This is a genomic window from Desulfurobacterium atlanticum (assembly GCF_900188395.1).
Lineage (GTDB): Bacteria > Aquificota > Aquificia > Desulfurobacteriales > Desulfurobacteriaceae > Desulfurobacterium_A > Desulfurobacterium_A atlanticum.
On record NZ_FZOB01000010.1, the window covers coordinates 1 to 16,594 of the forward strand.

Genomic DNA, 16,594 nt, shown 5'->3' on the forward strand with positions numbered 1-16,594 from the left:
CTTGACTAATTAAATTTTGGATATAAATTCCCTTCGGCAGGCATCCTGGAATAAAAATCAGGATGCCTGCAAATCTATAAATTTACTAACAGCACAGGAGTACTAAAATGGCAAAAAAAGGACCTCGCGAAATAATACAGCTTGCCTGCACTGAGTGTAAAAGAAGAAACTACTCAACCACAAAAAACAAAAGAAACACTCCAGAAAGACTAGAACTTAGAAAATATTGCCCGTGGTGCAATAAACACACCTTGCACAGGGAAGTAAAATAGTTTATATTCTTTGTCGCATAACTAAGGTAGGCCAGTAGCCCAATTGGCAGGGCACCGGACTCCAAATCCGGCGGTTGGGGGTTCAAGTCCCTCCTGGCCTGCCATTTTATTTATTTTTGGAGGATAGATGTCTCCTATCCAATTTCTGAGTGACGTTAAAAGCGAACTTGAAAAGGTTACATGGCCAACAAAGGAGGATGTTATAAACAGCACAGTAGGGGTTATGCTGTTTACTCTGGCAATTGCTGCTTACTTTTGGGTTCTTGATATGGCATTTACTAAATTACTTCAGTTCATAATCAAACAGGGAGTTTAAGTTAATGGCTAAGGGCAAGTGGTATTCACTTCATGTTCAATCTGGATTTGAAGACAGAGTAAGAACCAACATAATTAAAACTCTCAATCAGGAAGGTTTGCTTGATAAGGTTGAAGAGATTTTTATACCTGCCAACGAAAGGGTTGTAATAAAAGTGGCAGGAAAAGAAAAGGCAGTTCTTCCTCTTAAAGGAGAGCATAAAACTTACGAAGTGGAATCTGAAGATGGAAAAAAAGTTACTTTCCACATTGAAAATGGCAAAGTGTGGGCGGAAGGTGAGGGACTTAAAAAAGGTTGTATACCTCCAAAGCCGATAGAAAGGATTGGACAGAAGATAAAGTGCCCGGAAGTTAAAGCTGAAGCAAAAATAGAACTTAGAGATAAGATGTATCCTGGATACATCTTCATAAAAGCAGACCTTGATAATAGAGTTAGAAGCACCATAAGAAGTGTCCCCAGAGTGCTCGGGTTTGTTAGCACAGGTGGAGAGCCGGTAGTTGTACCGGAATCTGAAATTACTGCAATGAGAGAAAGACTTGAAAAAGGTGTACCTAAAACAACAAAATTCAAGTTTGAGCCAGGAGAAAGAGTAAAGATAAAAGAAGGACCATTTATCGGCTTTGAAGGTGTAATCTCTGATATTGATGGAGAGAGAGAAAAGGTTATAGTTCTTGTAAACATCTTTGATAGACAAACACCTGTAGAACTTGAATTTGATCAGATAGAAAAAGTAAGTTAAACGATTTTAAATATTCTGGAGGAATAAAATGGCAAAAAAGGTTGTTGCTGAAGTTAAACTGCAATTACCTGCTGGCGAAGCCACACCAGCACCACCAGTTGGTCCGGCTTTAGGTCAGCACGGTGTTAATATTATGGAATTTGTTAAAGCTTTTAACGCTGCAACTGCAGATAAAAAAGGACTTGTTATCCCTGTTGTAATCACTATCTACGCAGATAGAACTTTCAGCTTTATAATGAAAACCCCTCCTGCTTCTGTTCTTATCAAGAAAGCAGCAGGTATAGAGAAAGGGGCACATATGCCAAAGAAAGAAAAAGTTGGAACTATCACAAGAGAACAGTTAAGGCAGATTGCAGAAACCAAAATGCCAGACCTTAACTGTTACGACATAGAAGCGGCAATGAGAATCATAGAAGGTACAGCAAGAAATATGGGTGTTGAAGTTGTTGACTGAGTAAATAAAAACTTACCACCAGAAGGTGGAAGGCAAAATTAGCCGACAGGAGGAAAAGATGCCAAAACACGGTAAAAAATATATGAATGCTCTTGCTCTTATTGACAGAACAAAGGCATATCCTATTGAAGAAGCTGTTGAACTTGTAAAGAAAATGGCTGAAGTAACAAAAAGAAACTTTGACCAGACTGTTGAAATGGCAGTAAGGCTCAATGTTGACCCAAAATATCAGGATCAAATGGTAAGAGGAAGTGTTGTTCTTCCACACGGTCTTGGTAAAGATGTTAAAGTAGCTGTTATTGCTCAAGGTGAAAAGCTTAATGAAGCAAAAGAAGCCGGTGCAGATTTTGTTGGTGGAGATGAGCTTGTTCAGAAAATTCAGCAGGGATGGCTTGACTTTGACGTTTTGATTGCTACTCCTGATATGATGGCAAAGGTGGGAAGACTTGGTAGAATTTTGGGACCAAGGGGACTTATGCCAAACCCTAAAACAGGAACAGTTACATTTGACATAGCAAAAGCTGTAAAGGAAGCAAAAGCAGGTAAAGTTGATTTCAAGGTTGAAAAAGCTGGAATCGTTCATGCTCCAATAGGTAAGGTCTCTTTCGATAAGCAAAAGCTGCTTGAAAATGCTCTTGCCCTTGTTAAAGCAATTCTTGCAGCTAAACCTTCAGGTGCCAAAGGACAGTATGTAAAAAGCATGGCTATTTCTGCTTCTATGGATCCAGGAGTTAAAATAGATATTTTTGATGCCATTAACAAAGCACAATCTATAGACTGATTTTCTCTCAGGAGAGGGTTGTCCCCTCTCTTGAATTTTCATAAAGCTATTTCTATATTTAAGTTCACTGTCGGGGCGTGGCGTAGCCTGGTAGCGCGCTGGCATGGGGGGCCAGAGGTCGCCCGTTCAAGTCGGGTCGCCCCGACCACTTTAACTTAAGGATAAAATATGAAAAAGCGGCATCTTCTATTTTTATGTTTATTACTTCTACCATCATGTAAAACGGTAACAGAAAAGCCCTTAGTATCAACAGTCAAAGAGTATCCATGGAAAACCATCAAAAAACCTTCTGACAGCTTAAAAGGTGTCGCGAACTGCTTTTTGAAATGTAGCAACGGGACATCCATTAACGGAAAAGCTATCATAAAACTATCAGATGATAAAGCTACAATAAAAGTCTATGCCTCAGCTGGTATCTACGCCGGAAAAATCACTGTATCTAATAAAGGAATTTTTGCTTCTGAAAACATTGCACCTTTTGCTACCTACATAAGAAACGTTGATCAGATAAAATCGGCTCTTACAGGATACATATACGATAGAAATTTCATAATTTTATCCCCCTATTTAATTGAAATACCATTTGGGAAAATAAAAGAGCTTTACTTTTATAAAGATGGAACTTTTGATAAAGTTGTTATTGAAAACCAACAATGCCAGTTAACTATAAAACCTATCAAGGTAAAAGAGGCTAAAAATGAGTAAATGCGTTGTCATACTATCAGGGGGACTTGACTCAACAACCGTTCTTTACTGGGCAAAAAAGCGATTTGATGAAATATTCGCAATTACCTTTTTTTACGGCCAAAGGCACAGTATAGAAGTGGAAATGGCAAAAAGAATAGCAGAGAAAGCCAGAGTGAAAGAACACAAACTGTTTAAAGTTGATCTCTCACAATTCGGAGGCTCTGCATTAACAGATAAAAACATAGAAGTCCCTGAAGCACATTCAGTTAAAGAAGTATTGGAAAGGGAGATACCTGTAACTTACGTGCCGTTTAGAAACGGAATTTTTATCTCCCTCGCTGCCGCCTATGCAGAAACAAAGCTGTGCACAAACATCGCTGGCGGATGGAACGCTGTTGACTTTAGCGGATATCCAGATTGTCGCCCATCCTTTTTGAAAGCGATGGAAGAAGCTTTAAATCAGGGAACGAAACTTGGAGCTGAAGGTAGAAGATGGAAAATATATGCTCCACTTATAAATCTTACAAAAGGAGATATTATAAAATTGGGGCTTGAACTTGGAGCAGATTATTCCTACTCTATCTCCTGTTACAGGGGAGAAGAGGTACCCTGCGGAACCTGTGACAGCTGTATTTTAAGAGCAAAAGGATGGCAGGAAGTTGGCATGGAAGACCATCTTATTAAAAGGTTAAAAATGGAAGGAAAAATTAAGGAGTAGTTACGGTGAAAGTTATTTTAATCTCCAAAAATATTCCAGAAATTGATATAGATACATCCGAACTTGAAAAGCATATAGCTTTTACATTTCTTGTTGACGGGATTTCAAGAGCCTGTTCCCACCAGCTTGTAAGACATCGCCTTGCATCTTACAGTCAGCAATCTCAAAGATATGTATCAATGAAAAATTTCCCCTACGTCACTCCCCCTTCAATAGAAAATAAAAATATAAGTTTTACAGTAAACAAAGAAAAAGTGTCATTAACATATAACGAATTTATGAATCTTATAGGAGAAGCTTATGGGTCTTTAATAGAACAAAACATTCCTAAAGAAGATGCAAGATTCATCCTTCCAAACAGTTGCGCAACAAGAGTAGTGTTTACAATGAATGGCAAAGAGCTTATCCATTTCCTTAAACTAAGAACATGTAACAGAGCACAGTGGGAAATAAGAGAAATGGCTTTAGAAATATTAAAAATAGTAAGAGAAGTACTCCCTGAAATATTCAAAAAAATTGGCCCGGAGTGTTTTACTACCGGTATCTGTCCGGAAGGAGAGAAAACCTGTGGAAAAAAAGAGGAAGTAATAAACTTCTTTAAAAGTTTTTAAAAAGCTGGAGGCGAATTTATGAACATGCTTAAAGAAATAGAAAAGGCTGTAAATCTACTAAAAAAACAAAACATTGAAAAGTTTGATATTTTTGCAACCATCTCTCACGGTTTTTCCGTTGAGGTCAAAGACAAAAAAGTTGAAAAGATAAAAGTGCCACTTAAAAAGGGAGTTGCCATAAGAGTAATCATAGATGGAAAGATGGGCTTTGCTTACACAAGGGATACTTCAGACGACGGTATAAGAATAGCGATAGAGTGTGCAAGAGATAACGCATCAGGAAGTGACCCTGATGAATATGAAATATCTATGCCTGCTAAACCGTCTATTGAGTTTTCCCTTTCAGATGAAAATTTTAAAAACATCTCTCTAGAAAGAAAAATAGAGATTGCAAAAGCCCTTGAAGAAAAAGCTTACTCTCTTGACAGCAGGGTAAAAAAAGTTAGAAAGGCTTCTTATTCAGATTCTATTACAAAAGTCTTCTACTACAACTCCAACGATCATTCCTTCTCCTATGAAACAACAGCTTACTCCTTGAGTATAATGGTCAAAGCTGAAGATGGTAGCGACAGCCAGATGGGATGGGATTTTGATGCTGTAAGGAAATTCTCCAACCTTAACAGCGATCTTGTAGCATCAAGAGCAGTGGAAAACGCTACATTACTTCTTGGAGCAAAACCGATAAAAACACAAAAAATCCCTGTAATCTTTAAAAATACCGTTTTTGCCGAACTTATAGACGCACTATCGGCAGGATTCTTAGGAAACAATGTATTAAGAAAAAAATCGTTATTTACAAACAGGTTGGGTTTTGAAATTGCAAGTCATGTCCTTTCAATACATGATAATCCTTTAACCGAAGATGGAATGGGCTCAAGACCTTATGATGACGAAGGAACCGTTACAAGGAAAAAGGCTATCATAGAAAGAGGCGTTCTTAAAAATTTCCTCGTTGACATATACTCAGCAAGAAAACTAAATCTGTCTCCCACAGGTAACGGAATAAGGCACGGAATAGAGTCATTACCACAATCGGGAATAACAAATCTTGTTGTTGAACCTGGAGCTTTAAACCTTGAACAACTTATAAGAACACCGGAAGAAGTTCTTGTAATAACAGATGCTATGGGAATTCATACCATAAATCCCATATCAGGTGAGTTTTCTATAGGTGTAAGCGGGCTTCTTATAAAGGAAGGAAATATAGTTCAACCTGTAACAGGATGCACAGTTGCAGGAAATGTGAAAAAGCTTCTCCAAAACATAAGTGAAGTTGGAAGAGACTCAAGATGGCTTGGAAACATCTCAAGTCCATCGGTCCTGATCAAAGAGTTAATGGTTGGTGGAGAATGAAAGGAAGGAGAAAAGAAAGGGTAGAATCTCTTTTAAAAAGAGAATTGTCAAATATTATTACATTTGAAATAGATAAACCTGAAGGGGTGAATTTTATTACTGTAAGCAGAATAGACCTTTCAAAGGACGGAAGAAAAGCAACAGTCTATATCTCAACGTTAAGAAGAGAAGAGGCAATTAAAAGCGTTGAAACACTTAACAAAGCAGCCGGCTATATCCACGGACTTCTTGGAAGAAGATTGCGAATGAAAATCGTACCAAGACCAGAATTTAAAGTAGCGTTAGACTCTTTTACAGGAGAGTGAAAGTGAAAACTTTAAGCAGAAAAGAGGTTGCTCAGCTTATAGAAAACATGGAAGGGAAAATACTTATAACCTCACACAAAAATCCTGACGGTGATGCCATAGGAAGTTCTCTCGGATGGTTTAACTTTTTAAGAAAACTTAAAAGCAATGTTAAGGTTATTCTTAAAGATAAAATTCCTTACTTTTACGATTTTCTTCCAAACATTAATAAAATTTCAACTTCCCACTCTATCAACGAACAGTTTGACTGGGTAATAATCCTTGATGTATCAGAAACTGAAAGAACAGGTTTTGATTCAATCCCTGCAAAAAATTCTTTAGTCATAGACCACCACATAACCGCAAACCCGGATAGCACATTCGCTATTGTTGAACCCAAAATGCCAAGCACATGTGAGTTGTCTCTTGAAATTATGAAGCTTATAGGTGAAAATCTGATAGATTACGAAGTTGCCCTTCCGCTTTATATGGGAATGGTAACAGACACAGGAAGCTTTGGCTACAACTCAACAACTCCAGATACCTTAAGAAATGCGGCGTTTCTCCTTGAAAGGGGCATCAACCCCTACACAGTAATTAAAAATCTCTTTGAAAGGAATAGAGTCACAAGAATAAAACTCCTCAAGAAGGTTCTTGATACTCTTAATTTTGCTGCAAACGGAAAAATAGCACACATCACAGTGCTTCAAAAATTCCTCAAAGAAACAGGAGCCGGACTTGAGGAAACAGAAGGGTTTATCTCATACCCACGTTCAATAGAAGGAGTAGAGGTTGCCATATTCTTTAAAGAGTTTGAAGACGGGAAGTGGAAAGTTTCTTTACGTTCTAAAGGAAATATTGATGTTGCAGCAGTGGCTTCAAAATTTGGAGGCGGCGGGCATGTTATGGCTGCCGGATTTGAATATTCTGGAGAGGGAATAGAAAATCTTAAAAAAGAACTATTTGAACACCTTTCAAAGCTTTTAAATCAATAATGTTTATCTCCTGTGAGAAATACCGGCCCTGCCGGTGTTTCTAAAATTTTTATCTTTACCCCGTAAATTTCAGAAAGAATATCCTCATTTATGATACTATCCTTATTCCCAGCAACAAACTTCCCATTTCCCAAAACCAGAACCTTCTCAACGTAATTCCACACAAAATTAAGATCATGAGTAACCATACAGATGCCTATCCTGTTATTTTTATGCAGGAAGTTTATTGCGTTTATAAGTCTTCTCGCACTTTTAATATCCACTCCCGTTGTAGGCTCATCAAGAAAAAGATAATGAGGACTTGAAATAAGTGCTCTTGCTATAAGGACCTTTCTTTGCTGACCACCTGAAAGATTTTTAAACGGAGTATTTTTCAAATGAGCCATATCAAAAAATTCAAGCCACTCTACAGCCCTTGCTACATCCTTATCTGTAATCTTTTCCAGCCGTTTCTTTTTCATAAACAAACCTGACAAAACCACATCTAAAGCCGTTGCGGGAAAAATTTTTGAATAACTCTCTAACTGTGGAACATAAGAAATAAATTTTTTTTCATCACAACCAACATGGAATGTACAATCAATACCATGGATATAAACCTTACCCTCAACAGGAGGAACTATACCTAAAATTGTTTTCAGAAGCGTTGATTTTCCAGCACCGTTTGGACCAACCACTACCCAGAACTCTCCCTCATCCATAAAAAGAGAAAGCCCCTTTAAAAGGGGCTTTCCTTTATAGCCGATAGCAAGATTTTCTAACGTTATTCCCCAGCGATGCATATTATTTCAGCTCAAACAATTTATCAAACTGGATAAATCCTCTATGAATATAGCCTTTATCTTTTTCTGTAGGCGGAATATAAACAATTGTAGGAGTTGCGTTTATACCTTTCTTAACAAGCTGTGCTCTTATATCTCTATAGAACTTCTCAAGCTCTTTCCTTTCCTTTTCAGGAATTTTGTTATAGTTCTTTTCAACCTCTTCTTCAAAGCTCCTTCTAAATTTACCGAAGTTACCGTCTCCTCTCATAAAAATATGACCCATAGCTTTTTGAGCACCTTCTTTCCTTGCAAGGTAGGTATAGTAAACAAAACCTTTTACAGAAGTTTCCCCGTGAACAGGAAGAGGAACAAAAACAAGCTTTATCCCTTCTTTAAGGGATTTAGCAACCTTCCCAAAATTGTTGTAGCAAAACGGACAGTAAACATCCCATACTATGTAAACAACCTTATCCCCTTTTCCTATAGTATGTGGAATGTTTTTATCTTCAAGTTCCTTTACAATCTTTTTAAACCACGAAAGGTCGGTTTTATACATCTCTTCCTGTTTTTCAGGCTCTATAGGAGCTGCAAGAGGCATACCGTCCTTACTTTCTCCTGTAATTTCATAAATCTTAAAAGTCATAATTTTTCCTTTCCCATCTTTACCGGCCTCTTCTGTTGAAAGCCACACATAGCCGTAAACATATCTTGGACTTTTCTTATCTTTAAACTTAACCTTATACGCCCTTAAAGTAACTGTCTTATTTGTAGGTTCAACATCAACAAGCTCAAGATTTCGGCCAGCAGCATGACCAAACATCTTTTTCACAAGTTCAACATCCTCTTTTGTTGCCGAGCTTACCACATCCTTGGATGTTTTAGAGGATTGTGCACATGAAAATGACGTTGTTAAAGCAAGAACAGTTAAAAAGTAGAGATACTTCTTCATCGTTTTTCTCCTTCCTCAAGAATTAAAAAGGGGAGCTTAAAGCTCCCCTCTATCCAATTTAATCTTTGCCTGCGCGGCGGCAAGTCTTGCAATAGGAACCCTGAACGGAGAAGGACTAACATATTGAATACCCAATTTCTGGAAGAAATTAATGGATCTCGGATCTCCACCGTGCTCTCCACAAACACCTGTCTTCAGCTCAGGCCTTGTCTTTGTTCCCTTCTCTATAGCAATCTTTACAAGTTGACCAACTCCGTTTTCATCAATATGCATAAACGGATCACCTTTTAAAATACCTTCCTCAATATATGTGCCTATAAATCTTCCTGCATCATCCCTTGAAAGACCGAATGTCATCTGAGTAAGGTCATTTGTTCCAAAAGAGAAATACTCAGCATCTCTGGCAAGCTGGTCTGCAATAAGAGCCGCCCTTGGTATCTCTATCATCGTCCCAACCTGATAAGGGACTTCCACTCCCGTTTCAACGAAAACTTCAGCAGCGATTCTATCTATCATTTTTCTTAAAATAGACAGCTCTCTGTCATCAGCTATTAAAGGAAGCATAATTTCAGGCCTTACATCCACTCCTTCCTTTTTACACTGGCAGGCAGCTTCCATTATAGCCCTTACCTGCATCTCGTAGATTTCAGGATAAGCTATACCAAGCCTTGAACCTCTAAGACCGAGCATCGGGTTAACTTCATGAAGTTCTTCTGCCCTTCTCTTAATCTCTTCAACAGATATACCCATCTCTTTCGCCGTCTTTTCAAACTCCTCTTCTGTCTTAGGTAAAAACTCATGAAGAGGCGGATCAAGAAGCCTGATATTAACTGGAAGTCCATCCATTACTTCAAAGATAGCTTTAAAATCGCTCCTTTGCATAGGAAGAAGTTTTTTAAGGGCTTTTTCCCTTTCCTCTTTTGTTTTAGCAAGAATCATCTCTCTTACCACAGGAATTCTATCTTCATCAAAAAACATATGCTCTGTTCTACAGAGTCCTATCCCTTCAGCTCCAAACTTTCTACCCTGAAGAGCATCTTCAGGAGTGTCAGCATTTACCCTTATTCTTATACTTCTTATCTCATCAGCCCACTTCATAAGTTCTTCAAATTCACCTGAAATATCGGCAGGAATCGTTTTTATCTCTCCGTGGAATATCTCACCTGTAGAACCATCAATAGTTATAACATCACCCTTTTTAACAACAATATCTCCTACTCTAAACTCTTCTTTGTCATAATCAACAGTTATGGTTTCAGCACCAACTATACAGGTTTTACCCATACCCCTTGCAACCACTGCAGCATGAGAAGTCATACCACCCCTTGCAGTTAAAATACCTTCAGCAGCATGCATACCGTGTATATCTTCAGGAGAGGTTTCATGTCTCACAAGAATAACCCTTTTACCCTTTTCTTTCATCTCAACAGCTTCATCAGCAGAGAAAACAACAACACCAGAAACAGCACCAGGAGCTGCTGGGAGACCTTTAGTTATAAATCTTCCCTGCTCTATTGCCCTTTTCTTGTCCTCCTCATCAATCATAGGATGAAGAAGTTGATTGATGAGGGAAGGATCTATCCTAAGAAGTGCTTCTTCTTTTGTTATAAGACCTTCCTTCACAAGGTCAACAGCTATCTTTACGGCAGCTCTCGCAGTCCTTTTACCCGTTCGTGTTTGAAGCATGTAAAGTTTGCCGTTTTCTATGGTAAACTCTATATCCTGCATATCCTTATAGTGCTTTTCAAGAATTTCTCTAATCCTTTCAAGCTCCTTATAAACTTCAGGAAACTCCTCTTCAAGAGAAACCTGAGATTCATCTGTCTTTTGAGATTTCTTAAGAGGCTGTGGAGTCCTTATACCGGCTACAACATCTTCACCTTGAGCATTTTTAAGATATTCACCGTAAAACTCGTTTTCACCTGTTGATGGATTTCTTGTAAAGGCAACCCCTGTTCCTGAAGTTTCTCCAAGGTTCCCAAAAACCATTGCAACAATATTTACAGCAGTTCCATAATCTTCAGGAATCTTATTGATCTCCCTGTATTTTATAGCTCTTGGATTGTTCCATGACTCAAAAACAGCTCTAACAGCCATCTCAAGCTGCCTGTAAGGATCCTGAGGAAACTCCTGTCCCGTTTCTTCCTTAACCATCTTTTTATATCTATCTACTATCTCTTTAAAATCTTCGGCAGTCAGATCTATATCCTCTTTAGCCCCAATTTCTTTTTTCTTACCTTCAAGAATCTCTTCAAACTTCTCATGTGGGATACCCATAACAACGTTTCCAAACATCTGAATAAAGCGCCTGTATGAATCCCATGCAAATCTTTCATTCCCTGTGCTTTTTGCTAACCCTTCCACCGACTCATCATTTAGACCAAGATTGAGAATCGTATCCATCATTCCAGGCATTGACACAGGAGCACCAGAACGAACAGCAACAAGAAGAGGCATCTCCTTATCACCAAACTTTCTTCCAACAACCTTCTCAATCTTCTTCATCCCTTCTAAAACTTCATCCCACAAGCCTTCCGGAAACTGATGTCCAAGATTGAAATACTCCTTGCAAACTTCTGTTGTGATAGTAATACCTGGTGGAACAGGTAATCCTAAATTGGTCATCTCTGCGAGATTGGCACCTTTACCGCCTAAAAGATTTTTCATACTTGCAGTTCCTTCTGCCTTACCACCACCAAAAAAATAAACTCTTTTAACCATCAGCCGCCCCCTTGCTTAACCTCTAATCTTTCTAAAGTCTGCAATCTGAGAAATCGTTTCTGATATCTCTTTTAAAATAGAAAGCCTTCTATTTCTCACTTCCTCATCTTTATCCATTACCATCACATTATCAAAAAAAGCATCAACACTATCTTTAAGCTTCTTTACAGCAAGAAGTGCATCTTTATAGTTCCTATCTTCAATACTTCTTTCTATTTCAGCTTTAACTTCAGTAAAACTCTCCAGAAGCTGCTTTTCATACCTGTTGTCAACACTACCAATATCTACTGGATTAAACCCTTCAGGGATAATATTCATCACCCTTCTCATAGTAAGAAGAACTTCCTCAAAGCCCTCTTCTTTCCTTAACTGTTCAATCGCTTCTATCCGTTTAAGAGCATCTGCAAGATTATCCGTAGCACCAACTACCGCATCTATAGTATCATGACTGAATCTATCTGAAAGCAACCCTTTGAATCTATCTTTGATAAACTCAAGCACATCATTAATTGCAAAATTTTCATTAAGCGACATTCCCTGAGAGCTATATAGGTTAAAACTCTCTTTCAAAAGTTCCCAGAGGTTTAAAAACACTCCTTTCTCAACCAGTATCCTTACAAGCCCTATAGCATTTCTTCTTAAAGCAAACGGATCCATTGAACCGGTAGGTTTAAGCCCTGCACCGAAAAATCCTACAAGATTATCTATCTTCTCTGCAACAGAGAGAGATATACCTGCACCTGTTTCTGGAAGAGTATCATCAGAAAACCTTGGCAGATACTGCTCAAATATCGCTTCAGCCACCTCTTTATCCTCACCATCAAGAAGGGCATAGTTCTTACCCATCACGCCTTGAAGCTCTGTAAACTCCTTTACCATCTCAGTAACAAGGTCAGCCTTTGAAAGGAAAGCAGCTCTTTCCGCTTTCCTTTTATCTGCATTTATAAAATCAGCTACAAATGGAGATAGTTGCTTTAACCTTTCAACCTTTTGATACATCGTGCCAAGCTTATCATGAAACACAATACCTTTTAACCTTTCAACTTTTGCTGAAAGAGGCGTTTTTCTGTCCTCTTCAAAGAAAAACATCGCATCGGCAAGACGCGCCCTTAAAACTTTCTCATAACCGTGCCTTACAACTGCTTCATCAGGCGGCTTTATGTTTGAAACGGCAACAAAATAGTTTTTCAACTTTCCATTTCTATCTTTTAAAGAAAAGTAACGCTGATGTTCTTTCATAACAACAATCGGAACCTCTTCAGGAAGCTCAAGGTATATCCTATCAAAACTTCCAAGAATCGGATACGGATACTCTACAAGATTTGCAACCTCTTCAAGAAGCTCCTCATCTTCAAAAAGAACTCCTTCCACCGATTCAGCCAGAGTTTTAGCTACATCAAAAATAATAGCTTTTCTCTTTTCTATATCCGCAACAACAAACCTTCTTTCAAGCTCCTCTATAAAGTTATCAACCTCTCTTACATCAAGGGGCTCAGGTGATAAAAATCTATGACCGTAAGAGATAACGTCTGAGTTTATCCCATCAAGTGAAAATGAAACTTTTTCTTCTCCAAAAACACAACATATCCAGCGTATAGGCCTTCCAAACCTTAAATTCCCACTGCCCCAGCGCATGCTCTTTTTAAATGGAATTTTTCTGATAATTTCAGGAAGTTTTTCTTTCAAAAGAGAAACAGTATCCTTACCTTTTACAATTTTTTTAAAACCAGCATAAATACCTTTTTCTGTCTCTATCTTTATAAGCTCTGAAACATCCACACCTTTTGACTTTGCAAAACCAAGAGCCGCTTTTGTTGGATTTCCATCACAGTCAAAAGCAGCTTTCCATGAAGGCCCTGTAACAAGTACCTCTCTATCTGGTTCCTTTTCTGGAACACCTTCGGCAATCAAGATAAGTCTTCGCGGCGTTCCAAACACCTCCACAGCTTCAGCAAAAAGATGGGATTCTTTCAACAGATTTTGAAATTGAGACTTTAAATTTTCAAGGGCAGGTTTTATAAAAGATGCAGGAAGTTCCTCTGTACCTATCTCAAGAACAAAGTTTTTAGCTTTCACCAGCACTTACCCCTTCTTTCTTTTTCAGATACTCTTTTGCACACAGATTGGCAAGCTTTCTAACTCTTCCTATGTAGGAAGCTCTCTCAGCAACAGATATAGCACCTCTTGCATCAAGGATGTTAAAAACATGAGAACATTTTAAGCAGAAATCGTAAGCTGGCAGAACCAACCCTTTTTCAACAAGTCGCTTTGATTCCTTTTCATACTTTGAGAATAGGTCAAAAAGCATATCCACATCTGCCTCTTCAAAGTTGTAAACAGACCACTGATATTCAGCTTCCTTATAAAGATCACCATATTTAACGCCGTCAGTCCATACAATATCAAAAACGTTATCAACATTCTGAATATACATAGCTATTCTTTCAAGACCGTAGGTGATTTCCACAGAAACAGGATTAAGGGTTATACCACCCGCCTGCTGGAAATAAGTAAACTGGGTAATCTCCATACCATCAAGCCAGACCTCCCAACCAAGCCCCCAGGCTCCAAGGGTCGGAGACTCCCAGTCATCCTCAACAAAACGGATGTCGTGCTCATAAGGATTTATTCCCAGAGCCTTAAGGCTTCCAAGATAAAGTTCCTGGCTGTTTTCAGGAGATGGTTTAAGGATCACCTGAAACTGAAAGTATCTTTGAAGCCTGTTAGGATTCTCACCATACCTTCCATCAGCAGGCCTTCTGCACGCCTGAACATAAGCTACATTCCACGGTTTAGGATCAAGAACTTTTAAAAAAGTGAAAGGATGCATTGTTCCTGCACCCTGCTCAACATCATAACTTTTTCCTATTATGCAACCCTTCTCAGACCAGTAGTTTTCCAGTGTAAATATTATTTCCTGAAAAGTCACCTTAAATCTCCACAAAATTTAGTAAAAATTTCGCGCTAATTTTAAAATTCTTTAAAAAATCAGTCAAATAAATGCAGAAACATTCTACCATTGATAGAAAACAGAAACAAAAAAGGGGCAGCCTGTAGCTGCCCCAACTGTAAAGTTACCAAATCCCAAATCACTTAGCTATTTTTACCTCTTCAGCTATAAGGTCTCCCATCTCTTCTGTTGAAACAAGCTTACAACCTTCAGAGTAGATATCTTTTGTTCTGTAACCTTTTGCAAGGACAGAACGCACAGCCTTATCTATAGCTTCTTCCACTTCAGGCATATCAAACGAGTAGGTAAACATCATCGCTGCTGAGTTTATAGTAGCAATAGGATTCGCTATGTTCTGACCGGCTATATCAGGTGCAGAACCGTGGATCGGCTCATAAAGACCTATCTTTCCGCCGATACTTGCAGACGGAAGCATTCCTAAAGAACCTGTAAGCATGGCACAGGCATCAGAAAGAATATCTCCAAACATATTCGTGGTTACAATTACATCAAACTGCTTTGGCCACCTTATTATCTGCATTGCAGCGTTATCAACATACATATGATTTAGCTCTACATCTTCATACTCTTTATGAACCCTTTCAACAACCTCTCTCCAGAGCACCGTAGCTTCAAGAACGTTGGCTTTATCAACACTTGTTACTTTTTTACCTCTCTTTCTTGCAACCTCAAAAGCAACTCTTGCAATTCTTTCAACTTCATGCTCTTTGTATCTTAAAGTGTTAATTCCCACTCTTTCATCACCATCAACAAAAATACCTTTTGGAATCCCAAAATAGATTCCGCTGTTAAGCTCCCTGACAACCATTATGTCAACACCTTTAATTATCTCAGGCTTTAAAGATGAAGCATCTATAAGCTCATCGTAAAGCTTTGCAGGTCTCAAGTTTGCAAAGGTATTTAAAAGCTTCCTTAAACCGAGCAATGCCCTTTCCGGTCTTATTGAAAATTCAAGATTATCCCACTTTGGGCCACCTACAGCACCAAGTAAAACCGCATCTGAAGATAAAACTATCTCTTTAGTTTCATCTGGAAATGGGACACCGGTTTCATCTATTGCCGCTCCACCTATAAGAGCTTCTTTATAGGTGATTTCCAGTCCAAACCTCTCTGCAGCAGCATCCATAACTTTTATCGCCTGCCTAACAATTTCAGGCCCTATACCGTCTCCCGGTAAAACTGCAACTTTTATCCTCTTCAAGATAACCTCCCTATCTGTTTTCCTTCAATTTCTTTTTTGCATACTCCATAAGCCCGCCTGCATCCATTATTTCCCTTATCTCCGGCGGAATCGGAGTAGCCTGAAATTCCGTATTTTTAGTAATATTTCTAATAATACCCGTAACAGGATTTACTTCAACAATATCACCTTCCTCAATACCTTCCACAGCTTCTGGAGACTCAAAAATCGGAAGACCAATATTTATACAGTTTCTGTAGAAAATTCTTGCAAAAGATTTTGCAATAACAGCAGATACACCTGCAGCCTTTATCGCAATAGGAGCATGCTCCCTGGAAGAACCGCAACCAAAATTTTTCCCTGCAACAATAATATCCCCTTTCTGCACTTTGGAGGGAAATTCAGGGTCAGCATCCTCCATACAGTGTTTTGCAAGTTCTGCAGGATCAGAAGTGTTAAGATACCTTGCAGGTATTATCTCATCCGTATTTATATCATCCCCGAACTTAAAAGCTTTTCCTCTGTAAACTTCACTGGACATAACCTGCCTCCTTAAGTTATCTTAAAGTTGAAGTTGAATTTTATCAAAGCATTACGTTTATATCCTACCGCAACAGTGAGAGTGTTTGAAAATTCTCATTTGTTTCTAAAAGGTATTGAGATTCTTCGGCTGCAAAGCAGCCTCAGAATGACGATGAAAGTCATCCTGAGGGCAAAGCCCGAAGGATCTCTTAAAGTTCATAGCCATTTTTCAAACAGCCTCCCGCAACAGTTACAAAATTCCACAGTTAGTGTTATA

General features: G+C 38.6%; 18 protein-coding genes and 2 tRNA genes. 13 read left to right on the forward strand and 7 right to left on the reverse strand.

Annotation, left to right across the window (positions count from 1 at the left end; genetic code table 11):
- Window positions 1-107 precede the first annotated feature (107 nt).
- The 13 genes from rpmG to CHB58_RS06860 all read left to right on the forward strand — a co-directional run bounded on the left by rpmG (window position 108) and on the right by CHB58_RS06860 (window position 7,210).
- Window positions 108-272 carry a 50S ribosomal protein L33 gene (rpmG, locus tag CHB58_RS06800; protein ID WP_089323361.1) on the forward strand — a complete coding sequence of 55 codons (165 nt, stop codon included), beginning with the start codon at window positions 108-110 and terminating at the stop codon, window positions 270-272.
- Window positions 273-300: 28 nt separating this feature from the next.
- Window positions 301-376, forward strand: a tRNA-Trp gene (locus CHB58_RS06805).
- Between the two features lie 23 nt (window positions 377-399).
- A complete protein-coding gene (secE, locus tag CHB58_RS06810) occupies window positions 400-588 on the forward strand; it encodes a preprotein translocase subunit SecE (protein ID WP_089323362.1) in 189 nt (62 codons plus the stop codon).
- 4 nt (window positions 589-592) lie between these two features.
- Complete coding sequence (gene nusG, locus CHB58_RS06815) at window positions 593-1,327, forward strand: transcription termination/antitermination protein NusG (protein WP_089323363.1); 735 nt, start codon at window positions 593-595, stop codon at window positions 1,325-1,327.
- 28 nt (window positions 1,328-1,355) lie between these two features.
- Window positions 1,356-1,781, forward strand: a complete 426-nt coding sequence (rplK, locus tag CHB58_RS06820; RefSeq protein WP_089323364.1) for a 50S ribosomal protein L11 — start codon at window positions 1,356-1,358, stop codon at window positions 1,779-1,781.
- 58 nt (window positions 1,782-1,839) lie between these two features.
- The gene (gene rplA, locus CHB58_RS06825; protein ID WP_089323365.1) at window positions 1,840-2,562 is read left to right on the forward strand and encodes a 50S ribosomal protein L1; all 723 of its coding nucleotides are present in this window, start codon (window positions 1,840-1,842) and stop codon (window positions 2,560-2,562) included.
- A gap of 71 nt (window positions 2,563-2,633) precedes the next feature.
- Window positions 2,634-2,710: transfer RNA gene (locus CHB58_RS06830), tRNA-Pro, on the forward strand.
- Window positions 2,711-2,730: 20 nt separating this feature from the next.
- Complete coding sequence (locus CHB58_RS06835) at window positions 2,731-3,267, forward strand: hypothetical protein (protein WP_089323366.1); 537 nt, start codon at window positions 2,731-2,733, stop codon at window positions 3,265-3,267.
- Window positions 3,260-3,967, forward strand: a complete 708-nt coding sequence (gene queC / locus CHB58_RS06840; protein WP_089323367.1) for a 7-cyano-7-deazaguanine synthase QueC — start codon at window positions 3,260-3,262, stop codon at window positions 3,965-3,967. The genes CHB58_RS06835 and queC overlap by 8 nt, the downstream gene beginning before the upstream one ends.
- Window positions 3,968-3,972: 5 nt before the next feature.
- Window positions 3,973-4,578, forward strand: coding sequence for an FAD-dependent thymidylate synthase (thyX, locus tag CHB58_RS06845; protein ID WP_089323368.1), 606 nt, complete (start codon window positions 3,973-3,975; stop codon window positions 4,576-4,578).
- Between the two features lie 18 nt (window positions 4,579-4,596).
- A complete protein-coding gene (locus CHB58_RS06850; protein ID WP_245807356.1) occupies window positions 4,597-5,931 on the forward strand; it encodes a TldD/PmbA family protein in 1,335 nt (444 codons plus the stop codon).
- Window positions 5,928-6,236, forward strand: a complete 309-nt coding sequence (gene rbfA, locus CHB58_RS06855; RefSeq protein ID WP_089323369.1) for a 30S ribosome-binding factor RbfA — start codon at window positions 5,928-5,930, stop codon at window positions 6,234-6,236. The genes CHB58_RS06850 and rbfA overlap by 4 nt, the downstream gene beginning before the upstream one ends.
- A 2-nt stretch (window positions 6,237-6,238) precedes the next feature.
- Window positions 6,239-7,210 (forward strand): DHH family phosphoesterase, encoded by a 972-nt coding sequence (locus CHB58_RS06860; protein ID WP_245807357.1) that lies wholly within the window; start codon window positions 6,239-6,241, stop codon window positions 7,208-7,210.
- Here the strand turns inward: CHB58_RS06860 and CHB58_RS06865 are convergent.
- The 7 genes from CHB58_RS06865 to leuD all read right to left on the reverse strand — a co-directional run bounded on the left by CHB58_RS06865 (window position 7,204) and on the right by leuD (window position 16,336).
- Window positions 7,204-7,992, reverse strand: a complete 789-nt coding sequence (locus CHB58_RS06865) for a metal ABC transporter ATP-binding protein (RefSeq protein ID WP_089323370.1) — start codon at window positions 7,990-7,992, stop codon at window positions 7,204-7,206. The genes CHB58_RS06860 and CHB58_RS06865 overlap by 7 nt on opposite strands.
- A gap of 1 nt (window position 7,993) precedes the next feature.
- Window positions 7,994-8,923: a DsbA family protein gene (locus CHB58_RS06870; RefSeq protein ID WP_089323371.1), complete on the reverse strand. Its 930-nt coding sequence runs from the start codon at window positions 8,921-8,923 to the stop codon at window positions 7,994-7,996.
- 36 nt (window positions 8,924-8,959) lie between these two features.
- On the reverse strand, window positions 8,960-11,644 hold the full coding sequence (gene ppdK, locus CHB58_RS06875) for a pyruvate, phosphate dikinase (protein WP_245807358.1): 2,685 nt from the start codon (window positions 11,642-11,644) through the stop codon (window positions 8,960-8,962).
- 15 nt (window positions 11,645-11,659) lie between these two features.
- Window positions 11,660-13,726 carry a glycine--tRNA ligase subunit beta gene (gene glyS, locus CHB58_RS06880; protein WP_245807359.1) on the reverse strand — a complete coding sequence of 689 codons (2,067 nt, stop codon included), beginning with the start codon at window positions 13,724-13,726 and terminating at the stop codon, window positions 11,660-11,662.
- Window positions 13,710-14,573 carry a glycine--tRNA ligase subunit alpha gene (locus CHB58_RS06885; protein ID WP_089323374.1) on the reverse strand — a complete coding sequence of 288 codons (864 nt, stop codon included), beginning with the start codon at window positions 14,571-14,573 and terminating at the stop codon, window positions 13,710-13,712. The genes glyS and CHB58_RS06885 overlap by 17 nt, the downstream gene beginning before the upstream one ends.
- Before the next feature lie 160 nt (window positions 14,574-14,733).
- Window positions 14,734-15,816 carry a 3-isopropylmalate dehydrogenase gene (leuB, locus tag CHB58_RS06890; protein ID WP_089323375.1) on the reverse strand — a complete coding sequence of 361 codons (1,083 nt, stop codon included), beginning with the start codon at window positions 15,814-15,816 and terminating at the stop codon, window positions 14,734-14,736.
- Window positions 15,817-15,826: 10 nt separating this feature from the next.
- Window positions 15,827-16,336: a 3-isopropylmalate dehydratase small subunit gene (gene leuD, locus CHB58_RS06895; protein ID WP_089323376.1), complete on the reverse strand. Its 510-nt coding sequence runs from the start codon at window positions 16,334-16,336 to the stop codon at window positions 15,827-15,829.
- Window positions 16,337-16,594 lie beyond the last annotated feature (258 nt).

Excerpts from the sequence above, each read along its gene's own strand:
- rpmG (WP_089323361.1), top strand. The coding sequence starts at position 108 with ATGGCAAAAAAAGGACCTCGCGAAATAATACAGCTTGCCTGCACTGAG.
- secE (WP_089323362.1), top strand. The coding sequence starts at position 400 with ATGTCTCCTATCCAATTTCTGAGTGACGTTAAAAGCGAACTTGAAAAG.
- nusG (WP_089323363.1), top strand. The coding sequence starts at position 593 with ATGGCTAAGGGCAAGTGGTATTCACTTCATGTTCAATCTGGATTTGAA.
- rplK (WP_089323364.1), top strand. The coding sequence starts at position 1,356 with ATGGCAAAAAAGGTTGTTGCTGAAGTTAAACTGCAATTACCTGCTGGC.
- rplA (WP_089323365.1), top strand. The coding sequence starts at position 1,840 with ATGCCAAAACACGGTAAAAAATATATGAATGCTCTTGCTCTTATTGAC.
- CHB58_RS06835 (WP_089323366.1), top strand. The coding sequence starts at position 2,731 with ATGAAAAAGCGGCATCTTCTATTTTTATGTTTATTACTTCTACCATCA.
- queC (WP_089323367.1), top strand. The coding sequence starts at position 3,260 with ATGAGTAAATGCGTTGTCATACTATCAGGGGGACTTGACTCAACAACC.
- CHB58_RS06850 (WP_245807356.1), top strand. The coding sequence starts at position 4,597 with ATGAACATGCTTAAAGAAATAGAAAAGGCTGTAAATCTACTAAAAAAA.
- rbfA (WP_089323369.1), top strand. The coding sequence starts at position 5,928 with ATGAAAGGAAGGAGAAAAGAAAGGGTAGAATCTCTTTTAAAAAGAGAA.
- CHB58_RS06865 (WP_089323370.1), bottom strand. The coding sequence starts at position 7,992 with ATGCATCGCTGGGGAATAACGTTAGAAAATCTTGCTATCGGCTATAAA.
- CHB58_RS06870 (WP_089323371.1), bottom strand. The coding sequence starts at position 8,923 with ATGAAGAAGTATCTCTACTTTTTAACTGTTCTTGCTTTAACAACGTCA.
- ppdK (WP_245807358.1), bottom strand. The coding sequence starts at position 11,644 with ATGGTTAAAAGAGTTTATTTTTTTGGTGGTGGTAAGGCAGAAGGAACT.
- leuD (WP_089323376.1), bottom strand. The coding sequence starts at position 16,336 with ATGTCCAGTGAAGTTTACAGAGGAAAAGCTTTTAAGTTCGGGGATGAT.